We start from the raw sequence: 15,946 nt of genomic DNA on the forward strand, positions 1-15,946 counted from the left end.
CAGCAAAAAACCATCCCCGTCCAGATTGGAGAGATCGCAGTATAAAGCCGCTGATCCTCTTACGATTTCCCTCCCAACAGATGTTTTTGCAAATCTCGCTATTCTGGTACTTATTGTGTTATGATCCGTGGCGCCCTAGACGGAGCACAGATGCTCCATGGACAAGCCGGTTTCTTATGCACGACGCCCTCATTCTTGATCTCTTCGCTGATCTCGCTCTCGCTGCTGGCAAGGAGACGCTTAAACATTTTCGCGACGAGACGCTCGCTGTTGAACACAAGTCGGATGCATCGCCCGTTACCGTGGCGGATCGTGCAGCCGAGGCGATCATTCTCGACGGGCTGAAAGACCATCTGCCGGACATTCCCGTTATCGCTGAAGAAGAAGCCGCGGCAGGACGAATCCCGAATATCGATGGCGAGCGTTTCATTCTGATCGACCCCCTTGACGGTACGCGCGAATTTGTCGAAGGACGCAGCGAGTACACAATCAACATCGCACTGATCGAGCATGGCATTCCAGTCATCGGCGCTGTGTTCGTGCCATGCCAACGCGTACTTTATACAGGTCTGCGGGACCATGCCGAAAAGATCGTCTATGACAAGGACTGGCAGGTCGAAAGCCGGGTGCCGCTGAAGGTGGTCGAACCCGGGGAACGCCTGCGCATCGTCGCCAGCCGCTCACACTCAACGCCCAAAACAGAAGAATTCATCGCGCGCCACAAGCAGGCCGATCTCGTTTCGGTAGGATCATCGATCAAGTTCTGCCTGATTGCATCGGGAGAAGCCGATCTCTATCCCCGCTTTGGCCCCACCATGCAATGGGACACGGCGGCAGGCGATGCCGTATTGCGCGCAGCCGGCGGGGTGACAGAGCGCGAAGACGGTTCGGTCGTGCGCTATGGCAAGCGTGAGGACTGCGACAAAGGCGGCTTCTCCTGCACCCATTTTATCGCGAGCAGCGGGCATGGGCGGAGCTAAACCCGGATAGTTGAGATACCCTCGTTCCGCGGTAAAGATTCGCAGTGCCTCATGCGAATATGAACCAAACTGCGTGAACGACTGCTATCGGCGCGCCGTCAGCACCTTGAAACCGGCCTGATCCGCAAGTTGCGTATAATTGCCGAAAGCCTGCTGCAGGACAGCCTCGTAGGGCAGCTGCCGATTTGCTACCATGTAAAGTCTGCCGCCAGGGCGAAGGCGCGCAGCGGCCTTCTTGATAAAGGCCTGCCCCAGTGACGGTTCCGCAGCTCTTCCCTTGTGGAAAGGCGGGTTCATGATGACCGCGTCATAAATCCCGGAGATTTCCTCGCGCGTCAGATCAAGCCATTTGAGGGAGAGCTCTGCCTCGCTAGCCTGCTCGTCCAGATTGGCGCGCGCGGCTTCAAGTGCTTCGAAATCCGCTTCATAGAGATCGAGATGCGTGATCTTGCCGGAAACCTTCAGCGCGTGAGCGGAGAGATATCCCCAGCCAGCGCCGTAATCAGCGACGCGCCCCTTGAGCTCTGGCAGATGCGCGACCAGCAATTTTGAGCCGACATCGATGCGGTCATGCGAAAAGACGCCCACCGGCGCCTTCATGCCTCCGGTGCCAGGAATTTCGGCGGTCGCTGCCTGCAACTGCTCCACGGCCGCCTCGCATGCCACCGGCCGGCGAAACCAGAAGGCGATGCCATGATATTTTGGTTCGGAACCTTCGATCTCGACCAGCTGCGCGATGCGCTTTCGCAAGGATTGTGCCCCGTCATCCTTGGAAGCGGCGACGACGATCAACCCGCCTTCCTTCACGGCGCGCAAAGCTTCTGCCACCCGCGCCTCGCTGCGACCGCGATAGCGCCCCCCCAGAATGAGCGCCGCATCAAAAGTCCCTTCGCTCAGGCGCGGCTCGACAGTCCAGCCGTATCCTTTGGCAGCAAGATAGGCGGGTCGCGACGGCTGCACACAGAACGCGGGCTTTGGAAAATCCATTGGCAAAGATCTATCGGCCTCGACGTCGAGAAATAAAACGCGATCGTTCGCAGCGGGATTTTCCAGCGATCCGGTTTCGAATGGGTGGAACAGGGTTTTCAGCGCTTCGTTCATGGCAATCAACTCGAACAAATATGGAAAAGGCGCTGCCCGCCAAGGCAACGCCTTTCCTGGTTTCAAAGGCAATTCTGCTTATTCAGCAGCGTCGTCCTTCTTGATTTCCTGGCCGGTTTCCTGGTCGACGACCTTCATCGACAGGCGAACCTTGCCACGCTCGTCGAAGCCCATGAGCTTGACGTAGACCTTCTGGCCTTCCTTGACGACATCGCCGGTCTTTTCCGGGCGGCCGTTGGAGAGCTGCGAAATGTGAACCAGACCATCCTTAGGACCGAAAAAGTTCACGAACGCGCCGAAGTCGGCAACCTTGACGACTGTACCTTCGTAAATTTCGCCAACTTCCGGCTCGGCAACAATCGTGTGGATCCACTTGCGGGCGGCTTCGATTTCCTTGCCGCTCGAGGACGCAATCTTGACCGTGCCATCATCTTCAATGTTGATCTTGGCGCCGGTCTTTTCCACGATTTCGCGAATAACCTTGCCACCCGAGCCGATGACGTCACGGATCTTGTCGACCGGAATCTGCATTACTTCGATGCGCGGAGCGAACTCGCCAAGCTGGCTGCGGCCTTCGGTAAGCGTCTTGCTCATTTCCCCGAGGATGTGCATACGGCCACCCTTGGCCTGCTCCAGAGCAACCTTCATGATCTCTTCGGTAATACCGTCGATCTTGATATCCATCTGCAGCGCGGTGATGCCTTCGCTGGTACCGGCAACCTTGAAATCCATGTCGCCAAGATGGTCTTCGTCTCCGAGGATGTCAGAGAGAACAGCGAAGCGATCTTCTTCCTTGATCAGGCCCATGGCGATACCTGCCACCGGCTTTGCCAGCGGAACGCCGGCATCCATCAGCGCAAGCGAGGTGCCGCAGACGGTTGCCATCGAGGACGAGCCGTTGGACTCGGTAATCTCCGAAACGACGCGCAATGTGTACGGAAACTGCTCGGCAGCCGGCAGCATCGGATGAACAGCGCGCCATGCAAGCTTGCCATGGCCAATTTCGCGACGACCCGGCGAACCCATACGGCCCGTTTCACCAACGGAATAAGGCGGGAAATTATAGTGCAGCAGGAAGCTTTCCTTGCGCGTACCGGTCAGCTCGTCGATGAACTGCTCGTCTTCCCCCGTGCCAAGCGTGGCCACGACAAGAGCCTGCGTTTCACCACGGGTAAACAGCGCCGAACCATGGGTGCGAGGAAGGATTCCTACTTCCGATACGATCGGGCGAACGGTCTTGAGATCGCGACCGTCGATGCGGCTGCCGGTATCGAGGATGTTCCAGCGAACGATTTTGGCCTGCAGATCTTTGAAGACCGCGCCAACCTGTTCCTTGGTCCACTTGGGCTCTACGTCGCCTTCGGGAAGAACTGCGGCAATGGCCTTTGCCTTTGCGGCATCGACGGCATTGTAGCGGCTCTGTTTATCGGTGAGCTTGTAAGCCTCGCGAAGATCGCCTTCAACGGCGGCAAGCAGCTCGGCTTCGAGAGCGGAGAGATCGTCGGCGTTGAATTCACGCGGTTCCTTCGCAGCAACTTCGGCGAGCTTGATGATCGCGTCGATAACCGGCTGGAATCCCTTCTGGCCGAAAATGACGGCTTCAAGCATCACGTCTTCGGAAAGCTCCTGAGCTTCCGATTCAACCATGAGAACAGCTTCGCTCGTACCAGCGACGATCAGATCGAGCTTCGATTCCGGCATTTCATCGACATGCGGATTCAAAACGTACTTGCCGTTGATATAGCCGACGCGCGCGCCGCCGATCGGTCCCATGAAGGGTACACCGGAAAGGGTAAGTGCTGCGGAAGCGGCAACCATCGACAGGACATCGGGATTGTTTTCCAGATCGTGCTGGAGAACGGTGATAACAACCTGCGTGTCGTTCTTGTAGCCTTCGACAAAGAGCGGGCGGATCGGACGGTCGATCAGTCGCGAAACAAGCGTTTCGTTTTCGCTCGGACGGCCTTCGCGCTTGAAATAGCCACCTGGAATGCGACCGGCAGCGTAGGACTTTTCCTGATAATTCACGGTCAGCGGGAAGAAGTCCTGGCCCGGCTTCGGCTCTTTTGCCGAAACGACGGTAGCCAGCACGACGCTCTCGCCATAGGTCGCCAGCACGGCGCCGTCAGCCTGACGGGCAATCTTGCCGGTTTCGAGCGTAAGCGGGCGGCCTGCCCATTCGATCTCGACTTTGTGGTGGTTGAACATGTGTCGTCCTTGGTTGGTCGGCAGCGTCATTTCGAAGACGCGCCTTTCGTTAGTTTTCTTGGCCACGGGCAAGACAACGGGAGACTCTATATAAAAGTATCCTGCAATCCTGCCCCAGGACCCTCATGGTTTGCTGCCTCGACACCCTTGCCGAACAGCACTTCTCTCCAAGGGGAGAAAAGAGTTCCGGCGGATTTCGCATTGAAACCCGCCGGAAATTCGTTTTAGCGGCGCAGGCCGAGGCGCTCAATCAGCGACTGATAACGCGGTTCATCAATGCGCTTCAGGTAATCAAGCAGGCTACGACGCTTGGAAACCAGCATCAGAAGGCCACGACGTGAGTGGTTGTCCTTCTTGTGGTCCTTGAAGTGCTCGGTCAGATTCTTGATGCGTTCGGAAAGAACGGCAACCTGCACTTCCGGCGAGCCGGTGTCATTTGCCTTCGTCGCGAATTCCTTGAGAATTTCTGCCTTGCGTTCCACGGTGATCGACATCGGGTCATCCTTTCAAAAATGAGGAACAATCGTCGCCCACAGCCGGGATGTCGTCCAGCAGGGGCCGTCTAAAGCATCGCCTAAAAGGCAATGATGCTGCGCATATAGGGGAAAAAGGCGCGAAACGCTAGGGGAAATGCGATTTCTCAAAGCGATGGACAGAGCAGCCTCTATTCATGCAAAAACAGAGAAAAACGTTGATAGGGATGAAAACCTGTCAAAAAAACCAACATAGACTATTGAATATTATGGAAGCGCTACCCATAATTGCGATGTTACTGATTTCTACATCAATAACATGAGCAGGTCGGCGGTGCGCCAACACCAACCGACCTATTTTGTACCCACCGTGCAGGTGGAACATAAGTGATCACTTGAGACGCTAAGTGGGCGCTATAAGCTCATTTGTCAATAGGGATAACATCAACTGCACGGATGTTCAGGAGCTAAACGCTTATGAAAATTCGCATGCCATCTTACAAGTTGACCCACAATGATGCTGTGGAGATTTGGTTGAGTTACTGGAACGGAGAATTCCAGCATCGGATCGCAGCTAAGTATGACGTCAACCCCGGCCGGGTTAATGAAGTCATTAAAGGCCATCGCCATCCGGGAAGTGAATTGATTGCTCGCAGCAAGAAGCCAGCAGCTTAACACTAACTTTGGGGGAGCGATGCTCCCCCAAAGTTATCAAGTTTTTCTCCTAATATTGACGCCGCGATTCACAGATGGTTGCGTGGTTAGCATCAGCCCATTGCACCAGTGCCTGCATGGGCACAAGAAACGAGCGCCCCACATCGGTCAGCGCATATTCGACGCGTGGTGGAACTTCTGCAAAAACTGTGCGGGTGATGAACCCGTCCTGCTCCAGCCGCTTCAATGTCCGTGACAGCATTTGCTTCGAGATATCATTGATCTCACGTCCTATTTCGTTGAAGCGCAGCGTTTTGCGCGACAGCGTTTCCAGCACGAGCAGGCTCCACTGGTCGCCAATCCTGTGCAGTACGTTCCGAATGGGGCAAGGATGATCGAACTGCGCTTGCTGCGTTAAAATATTCATGGCTTCCAACCCGGCATTTGCGCAAAAGTCATTACGCTGTGACCTGTTCGCGCAAAACTGACTTTTTGCGCCGTTTCCTGTCCTACCATAATTCTCAGCTTTCGGTCTACATTTGAGACTATCGTTGAAAGGAAAAGAAAAATGGCAAAGGTTGCACTTGTCGGCGCATCGGGAAATGTCGGTTCGCGTCTGCTGAGGGAATTGAGTTCGCGTGGCCACAGCATCACTGCGATTGCACGCAATCCTGAGAAAATCGAAACGCTTGAGGGTGTGACGGCAACCAAGGGCGATCTCAATGATGCTGCGGCGCTTGGCGAAGTTTTGAAGGGCCATGAGATTGTCATCAGCTCGGTGCATTTCAGCGCCACCGATCCAGACAAACTTTTGTCAGCTGTTCGCGCCTCAGGTGCAAAGCGCTATCTCGTCGTTGGTGGCGCGGGCAGCCTCGAAGTCGCCCCTGGCAAGCGCCTCGTCGATCAGCCCGGATTTCCGGCAGCCTATTTCAATGAAGCCTCTAAAGGGGCAGCCTATCTTGACATGCTGAGAAATCAGACAGACCTCGACTGGACCTTTCTTTCACCTTCGGCTGAATTCGTTGCGGGCGAGCGCACCGGCAATTTCCGTCTCGGCCAAGACACGCTGCTTACCGATGAGAACGGTCGCAGCTGGATTTCCTACGAAGATTTCGCCATTGCCCTGGTCGATGAAATCCAAACGCCAAAGCATCGCGGCGTGCGTTTTACCGTCGGATATTGAGTGGCATGAAGAATTTCCACGCAAAGCCTTCTTGCGTGGAAATTCCATCTCACGCTTTAAGAGTGCGTGAACACCCGTTTGGGGCGGAACATACCGGCTTCCACCGAGCCGATCGCGACCAGACGACCGCGTGCGGTGGCAAACGCTTCGTCGGCATGGCTGATCGCGTCGCGGCCCTTGACGATGATCGGATTGCCAAGACGCAAGCGCGTTGCCATTTCGTCCGAAACGACGACTTCCGGCAAACAATCGAGCGCGGCGGCCGTTTCGATCAGCAGACCATCAAGTGGCGCGTAGCGCTCCTTCATGCTCGGACCGCGCTCCAGCGTTGCAACAGGCGCGGCCTCGGCCGAAACGACCTCGCCATCACGCTCTTCAACAGCCAGGACGACCTTCTCCGCTTCCTTTCGCTCACGTGGGGGAGCAAGTTTTTCGAGCTCGTCCAGCGTTACGAAATCCTCCGTGGTGAAGGGATCGACTTCGATACGGCGCAAATCGGACACATGGCCATAGCAGCCAAGATCGCGGCCCAGGTCGCGGGCAAGCGAGCGCACATAAGTGCCCTTGCCGCACTCGACCTCCAGCGTCGTCTTCTCGTCCGTATGATCAATGATCTCGAGCCGGTCGATCTCGACTTCGCGCGACGGAAGCTCGACTTCCTCGCCGCCCCGCGCCCGGTCATAGGCACGCTCGCCGTCAACCTTGATGGCTGAGAAAGCAGGCGGCTGCTGCATGATGACACCGGTGTAATTAGGCAGAAGTGCCTCCACCTCGTCGCGCGAAGGGCGCTTGTCCGAGGTTTTACTGGCAACGCCTTCCAAATCGTCCGTCGTGCGTTCTTCTCCCCACGCGATGGTGAAGCGATAAACCTTGGTACCGTCCATCACGTAAGGTACGGTCTTGGTGGCTTCTCCCAGGGCAATCGGCAGCATGCCGGAAGCAAGTGGATCGAGCGTGCCTGCGTGCCCTGCCTTTTCGGCATTGAACAGCCACTTAATCTTGGACACGGCTTCCGTCGACCCCAACCCCACCGGCTTGTCCAGAACCACCCAACCGGAGATCGGACGACCTTTTTTCTTGCCACGACGCGACATCAGTCTTCTTCCTCTTGGTCTTTTTCTACGTCGCTGCGTACGACTTCCGAACGCAGCAGGTCGTCGATCTTGGCGAAATTGTCGTAGGACGTGTCCAGCCGGAAACGGAACTCCGGCATGTATTTCATCTGCCCCAGTGCATGGCCAGCGCGACCGCGCATGAACTTTGCGTTCTTATTCAGCGCTTCGACAACGGCGGCGTCATCCTTTGCGCCCAACGGCGAGACGAAGGCGGTCGCAATCTTCAGATCTGGCGACATGCGCACTTCCGAGATTGAAATGACCGTACGTTCGATCAGCTCATCGCGGATTTCACCGCGGTGCAGAATATCCGAAAGGGCGTGACGTACTTGCTCGCCGACACGCAGCTGACGCTGCGACGGCCCTTTGTTCGGGGTGTGAGACATCGTCTTCTCATAGGTTACGGGTTACGGGGAGACGTCAGGGCTTGGACCTGCACGCCTTCGCACATTCAGCCGCCAGAATAGCACATCGCGACCATCGCCGCGACGGGCCAGTTCCAACTGAAACTGCTTGTTTTTTCCGAAGCACCAGGCTTCGAAACTGAAACAAGCATCCGTGTTGCCACGGATGCCTGCCTCGTTTTTTCAAGCCGCAGACTTTAGAGCGTGCGGGTGATGTGTTCGACGCGGAAGGCTTCGATGATATCGCCAGCGCGCATGTCGTCGTAGTTCTCGAATGCCATGCCGCATTCCTGACCGACCGGCACTTCCGACACTTCGTCCTTGAAGCGCTTGAGCGTCTTGAGCTTGCCTTCATGGATGACAACGTTGTCGCGGATGAGGCGCACACCTGCACCACGCTCGACTTTGCCTTCGGTAACGCGGCAACCTGCAACCTTGCCAACCTTGGAGATGTTGAACACCTCCAGAATCTCGGCATTGCCGAGGAAGGTCTCGCGACGCTCCGGCGTCAGCAGGCCCGACATCGCTGCCTTCACATCGTCTACAAGGTTGTAGATGATATTGTAATAGCGGATTTCGATGCCCGACTGTTCAGCTGCATCCCGTGCCTGCTTGATGGCGCGGACATTGAAGCCGATGATCGCCGCATTGGAGGCTTCTGCCAGTGAAACGTCGCTTTCGGTGATGCCGCCGACGCCTGAATGCACGATACGTGCACGCACTTCATCGGTGCCCAACTTGTCGAGCGAGGCAATGATGGCCTCCACCGAACCCTGCACGTCGCCCTTGATGACCAGCGGGAATTCCTTCTGGCCGGACGTCTGCAGCTGACTCATCATCTGCTCGAGCGAACCGCGCTGACTGGTCTGGCGTGCAACGGCCTTTTCGCGAGCAAGACGCTGACGATATTCCGAGATCTCACGCGCCTGCGCTTCGTTTTTGACAACCGCGAAGCGATCGCCTGCGGCCGGCGCACCCTGGAGTCCCAAGACTTCGACCGGCATGGACGGCAATGCCGCCTGCAGATTTTCGCCACGGTCATTGACCAGAGCGCGGACACGGCCCCACTGGTCGCCGGCAACGACAATATCGCCGACGTTCAGGGTACCGGTCTGGACGAGGACAGTTGCAACCGAACCACGGCCCTTGTCGAGCTTGGCTTCGACCACGACGCCTTCGGCGGTACGATCCGGATTGGCCTTCAGTTCGAGAACTTCGGTCTGCAACAGAATTGCTTCCAGAAGCTTGTCGAGATTGGTGCCGTTCTTCGCCGAAACTTCGACGTCGAGCACTTCACCACCCATGTTTTCGACAAAGACTTCGTGGCGAAGCAGTTCGGTGCGGACCTTGTTCGGATCAGCCGACGGCTTGTCGATCTTGTTGATCGCCACGATAATCGGCACGTTGGCTGCTTTGGCGTGATTGATGGACTCAATCGTCTGCGGCATCACGCTGTCGTCAGCCGCCACCACGAGGATGGCAATGTCGGTTGCCTGGGCACCGCGAGCACGCATCGCCGTGAAGGCTTCGTGGCCCGGCGTATCGAGGAAGGTGATCTTCTGACCATTCTTCTCAACCTGATAGGCCCCGATGTGCTGGGTGATGCCACCGGCTTCACCCGAAACGACATTCGCATTGCGGATGGCGTCGAGCAGCGAGGTCTTACCATGATCGACGTGGCCCATGATCGTTACCACTGGCGGACGCGACTTCAGATCGCCGGCATCGTCAACAATGTTGAACATGCCTTCTTCGACATCCGATTCCGAAACGCGGCGCACCGTATGACCGAAATCGCTGGCAACCAGTTCGGCGGTGTCGGCATCGATCACGTCGCCAGGCTTGACCATCTGCCCCTGCTTCATGAAATATTTGACCACGTCCACCGCACGTTCGGACATACGCTGAGCGAGTTCCTGGATGGTGATCGTTTCTGGCAACGTAACTTCGCGCGAGATTTTCTCACGCGGCTGCTGCATCTGCGCACGCTTGAACTTTTCCTGACGACGACGCATCGAGGAAAGCGAACGACCACGCGTCTCATCATCACCCGTTGACGCCTTGGTCAGGGTCAGCTTGCCACGACGCTTGTCGTCGCCTTCGCGCGTTTTAGTAGGACGCGGGGCAGCTTCCTGCTTCATCGGCGCACCGGGACCGCGACGCGCAGGACCGCGACGATCCTCATCACGATCATCGGTAGGCGCAGAACGCGGACCACCACGCCCGGGCACTGCCGCCGCGCGAGCTTCCACCTCGGCCTGCGACAATACTACGGCAGGCTGCTTCGGCGGAACGCGACGCTGGGCTTCGGCTTCTGCCTTGCGACGCGCTTCTGCCTCGGCCTTCAAGCGTTCCTCTTCCTCGGCCTGACGGCGTTCGGAAGCGATGCGCTCCAGACGACGGCGTTCGTCTTCCTCTGCGCGACGCTTTGCGTCTTCGATTGCTTTGGCGCGATCTTCTACTTCGCGGATCCGTGCAGCTTCAAGAGCGCGACGACGCGCATCCATTTCACCGGTAGACAGGGAGTTCAGAACGACACCCGTGCGACCACCCTGGCCTGGACGATCATTGCGCTGAGGACGTCCGCCACCGCCCTGCCCGGGACGACCACGATTGTCACGACCCTGACCACCACCAGAACGGTCGTTACGATCATTGCCACGACCGCTCGGCTGGTTCGACTGAGCAGGACGCTGTGTTTGAGCGGGTGCGGCCGGACGCGGCGCCGCCGGAGCAGGTGCCGCAGCCTTGGCCGGCTCAGCCGCCGGGGGGGCTGCCGGCTTCGGTGCCTCGGCAACGGGCGCAGGCTTGGCTTCAACAGGTGCAGCTTCCGGCTTCGGCGCCTCGGCGGCGGGACGTTGCTCGACCGCCGGCTTTGCTTCTACCGCCGGCGCAACCGGAGCAGCAGGCGCTGCTGGTGTGCTCGGTGCGGGCGCGGGCGTTTCCGCGACCGGTGCAGGCGGCACAGCACCGCCTGCGGGGCGCGGCTTAAACAAGGCCTGCGCTTCCGTGGGCTTGTCGCCGGGCATGGAAAACTTACGCTTCTTGGTTTCAACGACGACCGATTTCGTTCGGCCGTGCGAGAAATTCTGACGCACGGTCCCCTGCTCGACTCCTGGACGTTTCAGGGTCAAGGTCTTCTTCGTGTTGACGCTCAGCGTCTTGTCGTCGTCGTTACTATCGCTCATTCCGTATCCGTATCCTTTGCGGCGCCTTGTTCATTCGACAGGGCTGCAGCTTGATGCTGCGATTCCGAGGTACCGCCCCGGTATCGGTCAAGCGCAACCATGCGCTTCAAGGCCGCCCTTCCCACCTTCGAGGCGAGAAGCGCAGCATGTATCACATTTGTGCCACCCAATGCCAAGCTCATTTCAGCTTCTGAAAAGAGACTATAGGCGGGAATGTCCACATCGAAGAGGTGGAACGTGGCAGTTCGGGCATTGGTGATCTTGCGAACACCGTCTTCGGCAGCTTCCGTGGCGTGAAGAACGGCTTCGATCTCGCCGGAGCGAACCTTCTGATCGATCTTGGCACCACCCGTCACGACCTGTCCGGCCTTGCGGGCTAATCCCAGTGATCCTAGCGCAGAACGCGCCAAAAGGCCATCGATCATGTCGGGAAGATCGGCGGGAATATCCACTTTGCACTTCAGTGCACGAGAAAAATGGCCCTTAGCGACCGCAATTTCAATATGCTTGCGGTCGGCAGTAACCCAACAACCCCGTCCAGGGAGGTCACGCTTGAGATCAGGAACGAGCACGTCGTCGGGAGCGACGACGAACCTTATCAGGTCATCGGCGCTGCCGGCCTTGCGCGTAACTATGCAAGTGCGCTCGTTCATACGTTGTTTCTGCTTCCTTCCGACGGGACGATGCGCAGTTACGCATCGTTGTCTTCCTCTGCATTGTCTTCGAGTACCGCCTGTTCGGCAGCCATGTCTTCTTCAGAGATCCAGCCGGCCTTGAGACGAGCAAACAGAACCATCTGCTCGGCATCTACACGCGACAACTGCTGTGCGCTGAACACGCCGGGCATCATCTTTGTTTCGCCGTCCTTGCGTTCCTTCCAACCGATGAGATCGTCAGCTGCGTAACCGGCGAAGTCCTCGATCGTCTTCACGCCATCTTCGCCAACAGCCACCATCATGGCCGTGGTGAAGCCAGGGATTTCGCGCAACTCATCGGCAACACCCAGCGCCTTGCGCTTGGCATCGAGATCGGCCTCGATCTGCTCGATGTAATTGCGGGCACGCGTCTGGATTTCGACAGCCGTATCGTCATCAAAACCGTCGATCGACGAAATCTCGTCCTGATCGACATAGGCGACTTCCTCGATCGAGGTAAAGCCTTCCGACGCCAGAACCTGACCGACCATCTCGTCAACGTTGAGCGCCTCCATGAAGAGATTCGAACGCTCGACAAATTCCTTCTGGCGACGCTCCGACTCTTCCTGCTCGGTCAGAATATCGATATCCCAGCCGGTCAACTGCGAAGCGAGACGTACATTCTGGCCACGACGGCCGATGGCCAGCGAGAGCTGATCATCCGGAACCACGACTTCAATACGCTCCGACTCTTCATCCAGAACGACCTTGGCAACTTCCGCTGGCTGAAGAGCGTTGACGATGAAGCTTGCCGCGCTGTCGTTCCAAGGAATGATATCGATCTTTTCGCCCTGCAGCTCACCGACGACGGCCTGAACGCGCGAACCGCGCATACCAACGCAGGCCCCAACAGGATCGATCGAGGAATCGCGGGAAATGACGGCAATCTTGGCACGGGAACCCGGATCGCGGGCAACAGACTTGATCTCGATGATGCCATCGTAGATTTCCGGCACTTCCATCGTGAAGAGCTTAGCCATGAACTGCGGATGAGTGCGGCTCAGAAAGATTTGCGGGCCGCGCTGTTCGCGACGTACATCATAGACGTAGGCGCGTATGCGATCGCCATATTTGAAGCTTTCACGCGGGATCAGTTCGTCACGGCGAATAATTGCTTCGCCCCGGCCGAGATCGACGATCACGTTGCCATATTCCACGCGCTTGACGGTGCCGTTGATGATTTCTCCAACACGGTCGCGATATTCTTCATACTGGCGATCACGCTCGGCTTCGCGCACCTTCTGTACGATGACCTGCTTGGCCGACTGCGCTGCGATGCGGCCGAATTCGAGTGGCGGCAGCTGTTCAGCAATAAAATCGCCGATCTGAGCGTCGGGATTGCGGCGGCGGGCCTCGTCAAGCGAAATTTCCCGCGCATATTCCTCGACCGTCTCGACCACTTCCATCAGGCGCTGCAGCTTCATCTCACCGGTCTTCGGGTTGATGTCTGCGCGGATGTTGGTTTCCTGACCATAGCGCGAGCGGGCAGCCTTCTGGATCGCGTCAGCCATGGCGTCGATGACGATGCCCTTGTCGATCGATTTTTCGCGCGCGACAGCATCCGCGATCTGCAGAAGCTCAAGCCTGTTTGCACTGACTGCCATCATGGTCTCCTGTAAGCATCCCGCTGCCATTCGTTCGCAGCGCGGGCTAGGGTCTTTCTTTTGTGACGCAATTCCGAAAGCAAAACCGTTTCCCAGCTTTGCTGGATTTGCCTGAAATCAGCTCTTAGTCTTTATTGTCATTCGCAGCTTCATCGAAGCCGTCGAGATCGTCATCTTCGTCATGTACTTCCAGATCATCGAAGTCGTCGGTATCGACACCCTTCTTCGCCTGCTTGCGCAGCTTCTTGTCCTTACGGAGCGCCTCGCGGATCAATTCGTCCGTGAGAACCAGACGCGCTTCGGCGATCGAATCGTAAGCGAGGGTCGACACGCCATGCTCACCGCCCTCGTCCAGCGTGAAGCTCTCCGCGCCAGCATCAACGATACGGCCGCGATAGCGCTTGCGGCCATCGACAAGAACCGAGGTCTCGACACGCGCCTCGTGACCCTTCCAGTCGGAAAAATCGGAACGGCGGACCAACGGGCGATCGATTCCCGGCGAGGACACTTCGAGATTATACGCCTTATCGATCGGATCTTCCACATCAAGCGCCGGCGACACGGCCATCGAAACGGCCTCACAGCCCTCCACATCCATGGTGCCATCAGAACGCTCAGCCATGATCTGGAGCGTCAGGCCCTCGCGATGCGACAGGCGCACTCGCACCAGACGATAGCCGGTTGCAGCAACGACCGGCCCGACGATGGCGGCGACGCGCGCATCGACGCCGCTTTCGCGTACGATCCGATCGTCCTTATATCCGCGTTCGTTCTCGCTCATGTCCGTCTCCAGAGTGCCTTTGTGAGAGGCAAAGATCGTCGAGGTAATAAAAAAGAGCGGGTCCTTTCGGGCCCACCCTTGTTAAGCTCAACAAGAATTTGAAATGGATATAGACGATTCAGAGACCTCTTTCAAGGCTGCTGATAAAGCGTCCACATCTTGCGTTCATCAATCCAGTACGCGCACTATTTCGTACGAGTTTGGATTGACGATCACCCGCTGCTCATTGACGACAGCGTAGCGATAGGTCGGCTCATCCGGAATGGGATAGAGCTCCACGTCGCGCGGAAGTTCTGCGCCCACGGCGATGGGCGCCTCAATCACTACAACGCGCTCAGGCATAGGCTGACGCTCTACATAGGTGATGATTTCCTGCCGCGGCTCAACAATTACTTCTCTCTCGATCACACGTACGGGTTCATCGACCGGTACGCCGCGCTCCAAAAGCTCGCGCTCCTGCGCCATCGCAGCTCCGGAAGCAATCGTCAGCGCAGCGGCCGAGAAAAGGATCAGTCTGCGTTTCATGGCGAACTCCTTTCGCGTTGAATTGCCATGTAAAGACAATGGCCATTCACGAAAATGGTTCGCGCAATTCTGCATCACAGTTCACAAGGGAAGCGTCGTCAAGTGTGATGATCACATAACGGAACGAACGTAATTTTGCCCCGATTGTTATATGCGCTGAAAACGCAGATATGCGGGCCTGCGGCCTTCCCGAAGCGCCTTGGCTTCGTAGCGAGTGCCCGGCCAATTCTCGTAGGGTGTGTGCCAGTCAGCGGCACTTTTCGCTTGCCATTCAAAGGCCGGATGCGCCTCGCAATGCTCCAGCGTCCAGTTCACATAGGTATCGATGTCAGAGGCAAAGCGAAACAGGCTACCGGGCTTCAAGACGCGAGCGAAGCGATCCAGGTTGACCTGACTGACGAAACGACGCTTCCAGTGACGCTTTTTTGGCCACGGGTCCGGGTAGAAAAGCGCGATTCCGTCGAGGCAGGCATCCGGTAGCCAGTCGAGCACCTGCGTCGCATCGTCATTATAGACGCGAATCGTTGCGGGCCAATCCTCGCCCCCCCTTTGCGGCGCAATGGCCGCCAGCAGCTTTGCCATACCATTGACGAAAGGCTCTATGCCGATCAGGCCCGTTTCCGGATTGACCCGGGAATCGTGCAACAGATGTTCGCCGCCGCCAAAGCCAATTTCCAAACGTACTTCTTTCACCTGCTTTGCGAACAACGTCTTGATATCGGCCGGTGCCGGAGCCTCAAGGTCGAGCTTCAAACGCGAAAGCCCCTCCTCCATCTGCTCGGCTTGCGTTTCGCGCAAAGGGCGTCCCAGACGACGACCGTAAAAGGCTTCCGTCGAGCGCGAACGGCGTTCTTCTTCGTGTTTATCTTCGCTCATCGCGTCTTAGCCTTTTTAAAAAGCAAGCCCGGCGGAAATGGTCTTGCGGGAACAAATCTGAAGCAGCCGGCATTTCGAAAACATACTGCTCCAGGAAAAGAGAATGGCCGGGCTTTTTGCAAACCCGGCCATTCCCGTCAATGTATTTCAAGCTGGCGG

Annotated in this window: 13 protein-coding genes and 3 pseudogenes; 3 read left to right on the forward strand and 13 right to left on the reverse strand. The window is 57.3% G+C overall.

Annotated elements, in window-relative coordinates; translation table 11 throughout:
• The first annotated feature begins 176 nt into the window (after positions 1 to 176).
• Positions 177 to 980: a 3'(2'),5'-bisphosphate nucleotidase CysQ gene (cysQ, locus tag IE151_RS07960; protein WP_189489453.1), complete on the forward strand. Its 804-nt coding sequence runs from the start codon at positions 177 to 179 to the stop codon at positions 978 to 980.
• Positions 981 to 1,064: 84 nt separating this feature from the next.
• On the opposite strand, the gene IE151_RS07965 is transcribed toward cysQ, so the two are convergent.
• From IE151_RS07965 to rpsO, 3 genes are all read right to left on the reverse strand, one after another.
• The gene (locus tag IE151_RS07965; protein WP_189489454.1) at positions 1,065 to 2,081 is read right to left on the reverse strand and encodes a class I SAM-dependent methyltransferase; all 1,017 of its coding nucleotides are present in this window, start codon (positions 2,079 to 2,081) and stop codon (positions 1,065 to 1,067) included.
• Positions 2,082 to 2,159: 78 nt separating this feature from the next.
• A complete protein-coding gene (gene pnp, locus IE151_RS07970; RefSeq protein ID WP_189489455.1) occupies positions 2,160 to 4,289 on the reverse strand; it encodes a polyribonucleotide nucleotidyltransferase in 2,130 nt (709 codons plus the stop codon).
• A gap of 224 nt (positions 4,290 to 4,513) precedes the next feature.
• A complete protein-coding gene (rpsO, locus tag IE151_RS07975) occupies positions 4,514 to 4,783 on the reverse strand; it encodes a 30S ribosomal protein S15 (RefSeq protein ID WP_189489456.1) in 270 nt (89 codons plus the stop codon).
• 456 nt (positions 4,784 to 5,239) lie between these two features.
• Here rpsO and IE151_RS07980 point away from each other — a divergent pair, with 456 nt between their 5' ends.
• Complete coding sequence (locus IE151_RS07980; RefSeq protein ID WP_189489457.1) at positions 5,240 to 5,437, forward strand: hypothetical protein; 198 nt, start codon at positions 5,240 to 5,242, stop codon at positions 5,435 to 5,437.
• A gap of 49 nt (positions 5,438 to 5,486) precedes the next feature.
• Here IE151_RS07980 and IE151_RS07985 read toward each other — a convergent pair whose 3' ends face one another.
• Positions 5,487 to 5,843: a winged helix-turn-helix transcriptional regulator gene (locus tag IE151_RS07985; protein WP_189489458.1), complete on the reverse strand. Its 357-nt coding sequence runs from the start codon at positions 5,841 to 5,843 to the stop codon at positions 5,487 to 5,489.
• A gap of 141 nt (positions 5,844 to 5,984) precedes the next feature.
• Here IE151_RS07985 and IE151_RS07990 point away from each other — a divergent pair, with 141 nt between their 5' ends.
• Positions 5,985 to 6,599 (forward strand): NAD(P)-dependent oxidoreductase, encoded by a 615-nt coding sequence (locus IE151_RS07990; protein WP_189489459.1) that lies wholly within the window; start codon positions 5,985 to 5,987, stop codon positions 6,597 to 6,599.
• Positions 6,600 to 6,655: 56 nt separating this feature from the next.
• On the opposite strand, the pseudogene truB (IE151_RS17950) reads toward IE151_RS07990, so the two are convergent.
• The 9 genes and pseudogenes from truB (IE151_RS17950) to trmB all read right to left on the reverse strand — a co-directional run.
• Positions 6,656 to 6,886: pseudogene (gene truB, locus IE151_RS17950) on the reverse strand (tRNA pseudouridine(55) synthase TruB); the annotation flags it as partial.
• A 143-nt stretch (positions 6,887 to 7,029) separates the two neighbouring features.
• Positions 7,030 to 7,693 (reverse strand): annotated as a pseudogene (truB, locus tag IE151_RS17955) (tRNA pseudouridine(55) synthase TruB); the annotation flags it as partial.
• Positions 7,693 to 8,100: a 30S ribosome-binding factor RbfA gene (gene rbfA / locus IE151_RS08000; protein WP_189489461.1), complete on the reverse strand. Its 408-nt coding sequence runs from the start codon at positions 8,098 to 8,100 to the stop codon at positions 7,693 to 7,695. The pseudogene truB (IE151_RS17955) and the gene rbfA, both read right to left, overlap by 1 nt.
• Before the next feature lie 215 nt (positions 8,101 to 8,315).
• A complete protein-coding gene (gene infB, locus IE151_RS08005) occupies positions 8,316 to 11,306 on the reverse strand; it encodes a translation initiation factor IF-2 (protein ID WP_189489462.1) in 2,991 nt (996 codons plus the stop codon).
• Positions 11,303 to 11,977, reverse strand: a pseudogene (locus IE151_RS08010) (RNA-binding protein); the annotation flags it as partial. The gene infB and the pseudogene IE151_RS08010, both read right to left, overlap by 4 nt.
• Positions 11,978 to 11,997: 20 nt before the next feature.
• Positions 11,998 to 13,605 (reverse strand): transcription termination factor NusA, encoded by a 1,608-nt coding sequence (nusA, locus tag IE151_RS08015; RefSeq protein WP_189489495.1) that lies wholly within the window; start codon positions 13,603 to 13,605, stop codon positions 11,998 to 12,000.
• Positions 13,606 to 13,729: 124 nt separating this feature from the next.
• On the reverse strand, positions 13,730 to 14,386 hold the full coding sequence (gene rimP, locus IE151_RS08020) for a ribosome maturation factor RimP (RefSeq protein WP_189489464.1): 657 nt from the start codon (positions 14,384 to 14,386) through the stop codon (positions 13,730 to 13,732).
• A gap of 168 nt (positions 14,387 to 14,554) precedes the next feature.
• Positions 14,555 to 14,911: a DUF1236 domain-containing protein gene (locus tag IE151_RS08025; RefSeq protein WP_189489465.1), complete on the reverse strand. Its 357-nt coding sequence runs from the start codon at positions 14,909 to 14,911 to the stop codon at positions 14,555 to 14,557.
• A gap of 147 nt (positions 14,912 to 15,058) precedes the next feature.
• Entirely contained in the window at positions 15,059 to 15,787 is a 729-nt protein-coding gene (gene trmB / locus IE151_RS08030) for a tRNA (guanine(46)-N(7))-methyltransferase TrmB (RefSeq protein ID WP_189489466.1), read from the reverse strand.
• Positions 15,788 to 15,946: the final 159 nt, after the last annotated feature.

This window comes from Limoniibacter endophyticus (genome assembly GCF_014652835.1).
Lineage (GTDB): Bacteria > Pseudomonadota > Alphaproteobacteria > Rhizobiales > Rhizobiaceae > Limoniibacter > Limoniibacter endophyticus.

What these genes read in the sequence shown, in the direction of transcription:
- IE151_RS08025 (WP_189489465.1), bottom strand. Translation starts at nt 14,911, where the DNA reads ATGAAACGCAGACTGATCCTTTTCTCGGCCGCTGCGCTGACGATTGCT.
- IE151_RS07965 (WP_189489454.1), bottom strand. Translation starts at nt 2,081, where the DNA reads ATGAACGAAGCGCTGAAAACCCTGTTCCACCCATTCGAAACCGGATCG.
- rpsO (WP_189489456.1), bottom strand. Translation starts at nt 4,783, where the DNA reads ATGTCGATCACCGTGGAACGCAAGGCAGAAATTCTCAAGGAATTCGCG.
- pnp (WP_189489455.1), bottom strand. Translation starts at nt 4,289, where the DNA reads ATGTTCAACCACCACAAAGTCGAGATCGAATGGGCAGGCCGCCCGCTT.
- IE151_RS07990 (WP_189489459.1), top strand. Translation starts at nt 5,985, where the DNA reads ATGGCAAAGGTTGCACTTGTCGGCGCATCGGGAAATGTCGGTTCGCGT.
- IE151_RS07985 (WP_189489458.1), bottom strand. Translation starts at nt 5,843, where the DNA reads ATGAATATTTTAACGCAGCAAGCGCAGTTCGATCATCCTTGCCCCATT.
- trmB (WP_189489466.1), bottom strand. Translation starts at nt 15,787, where the DNA reads ATGAGCGAAGATAAACACGAAGAAGAACGCCGTTCGCGCTCGACGGAA.
- cysQ (WP_189489453.1), top strand. Translation starts at nt 177, where the DNA reads ATGCACGACGCCCTCATTCTTGATCTCTTCGCTGATCTCGCTCTCGCT.
- infB (WP_189489462.1), bottom strand. Translation starts at nt 11,306, where the DNA reads ATGAGCGATAGTAACGACGACGACAAGACGCTGAGCGTCAACACGAAG.
- rbfA (WP_189489461.1), bottom strand. Translation starts at nt 8,100, where the DNA reads ATGTCTCACACCCCGAACAAAGGGCCGTCGCAGCGTCAGCTGCGTGTC.
- rimP (WP_189489464.1), bottom strand. Translation starts at nt 14,386, where the DNA reads ATGAGCGAGAACGAACGCGGATATAAGGACGATCGGATCGTACGCGAA.
- IE151_RS07980 (WP_189489457.1), top strand. Translation starts at nt 5,240, where the DNA reads ATGAAAATTCGCATGCCATCTTACAAGTTGACCCACAATGATGCTGTG.
- nusA (WP_189489495.1), bottom strand. Translation starts at nt 13,605, where the DNA reads ATGGCAGTCAGTGCAAACAGGCTTGAGCTTCTGCAGATCGCGGATGCT.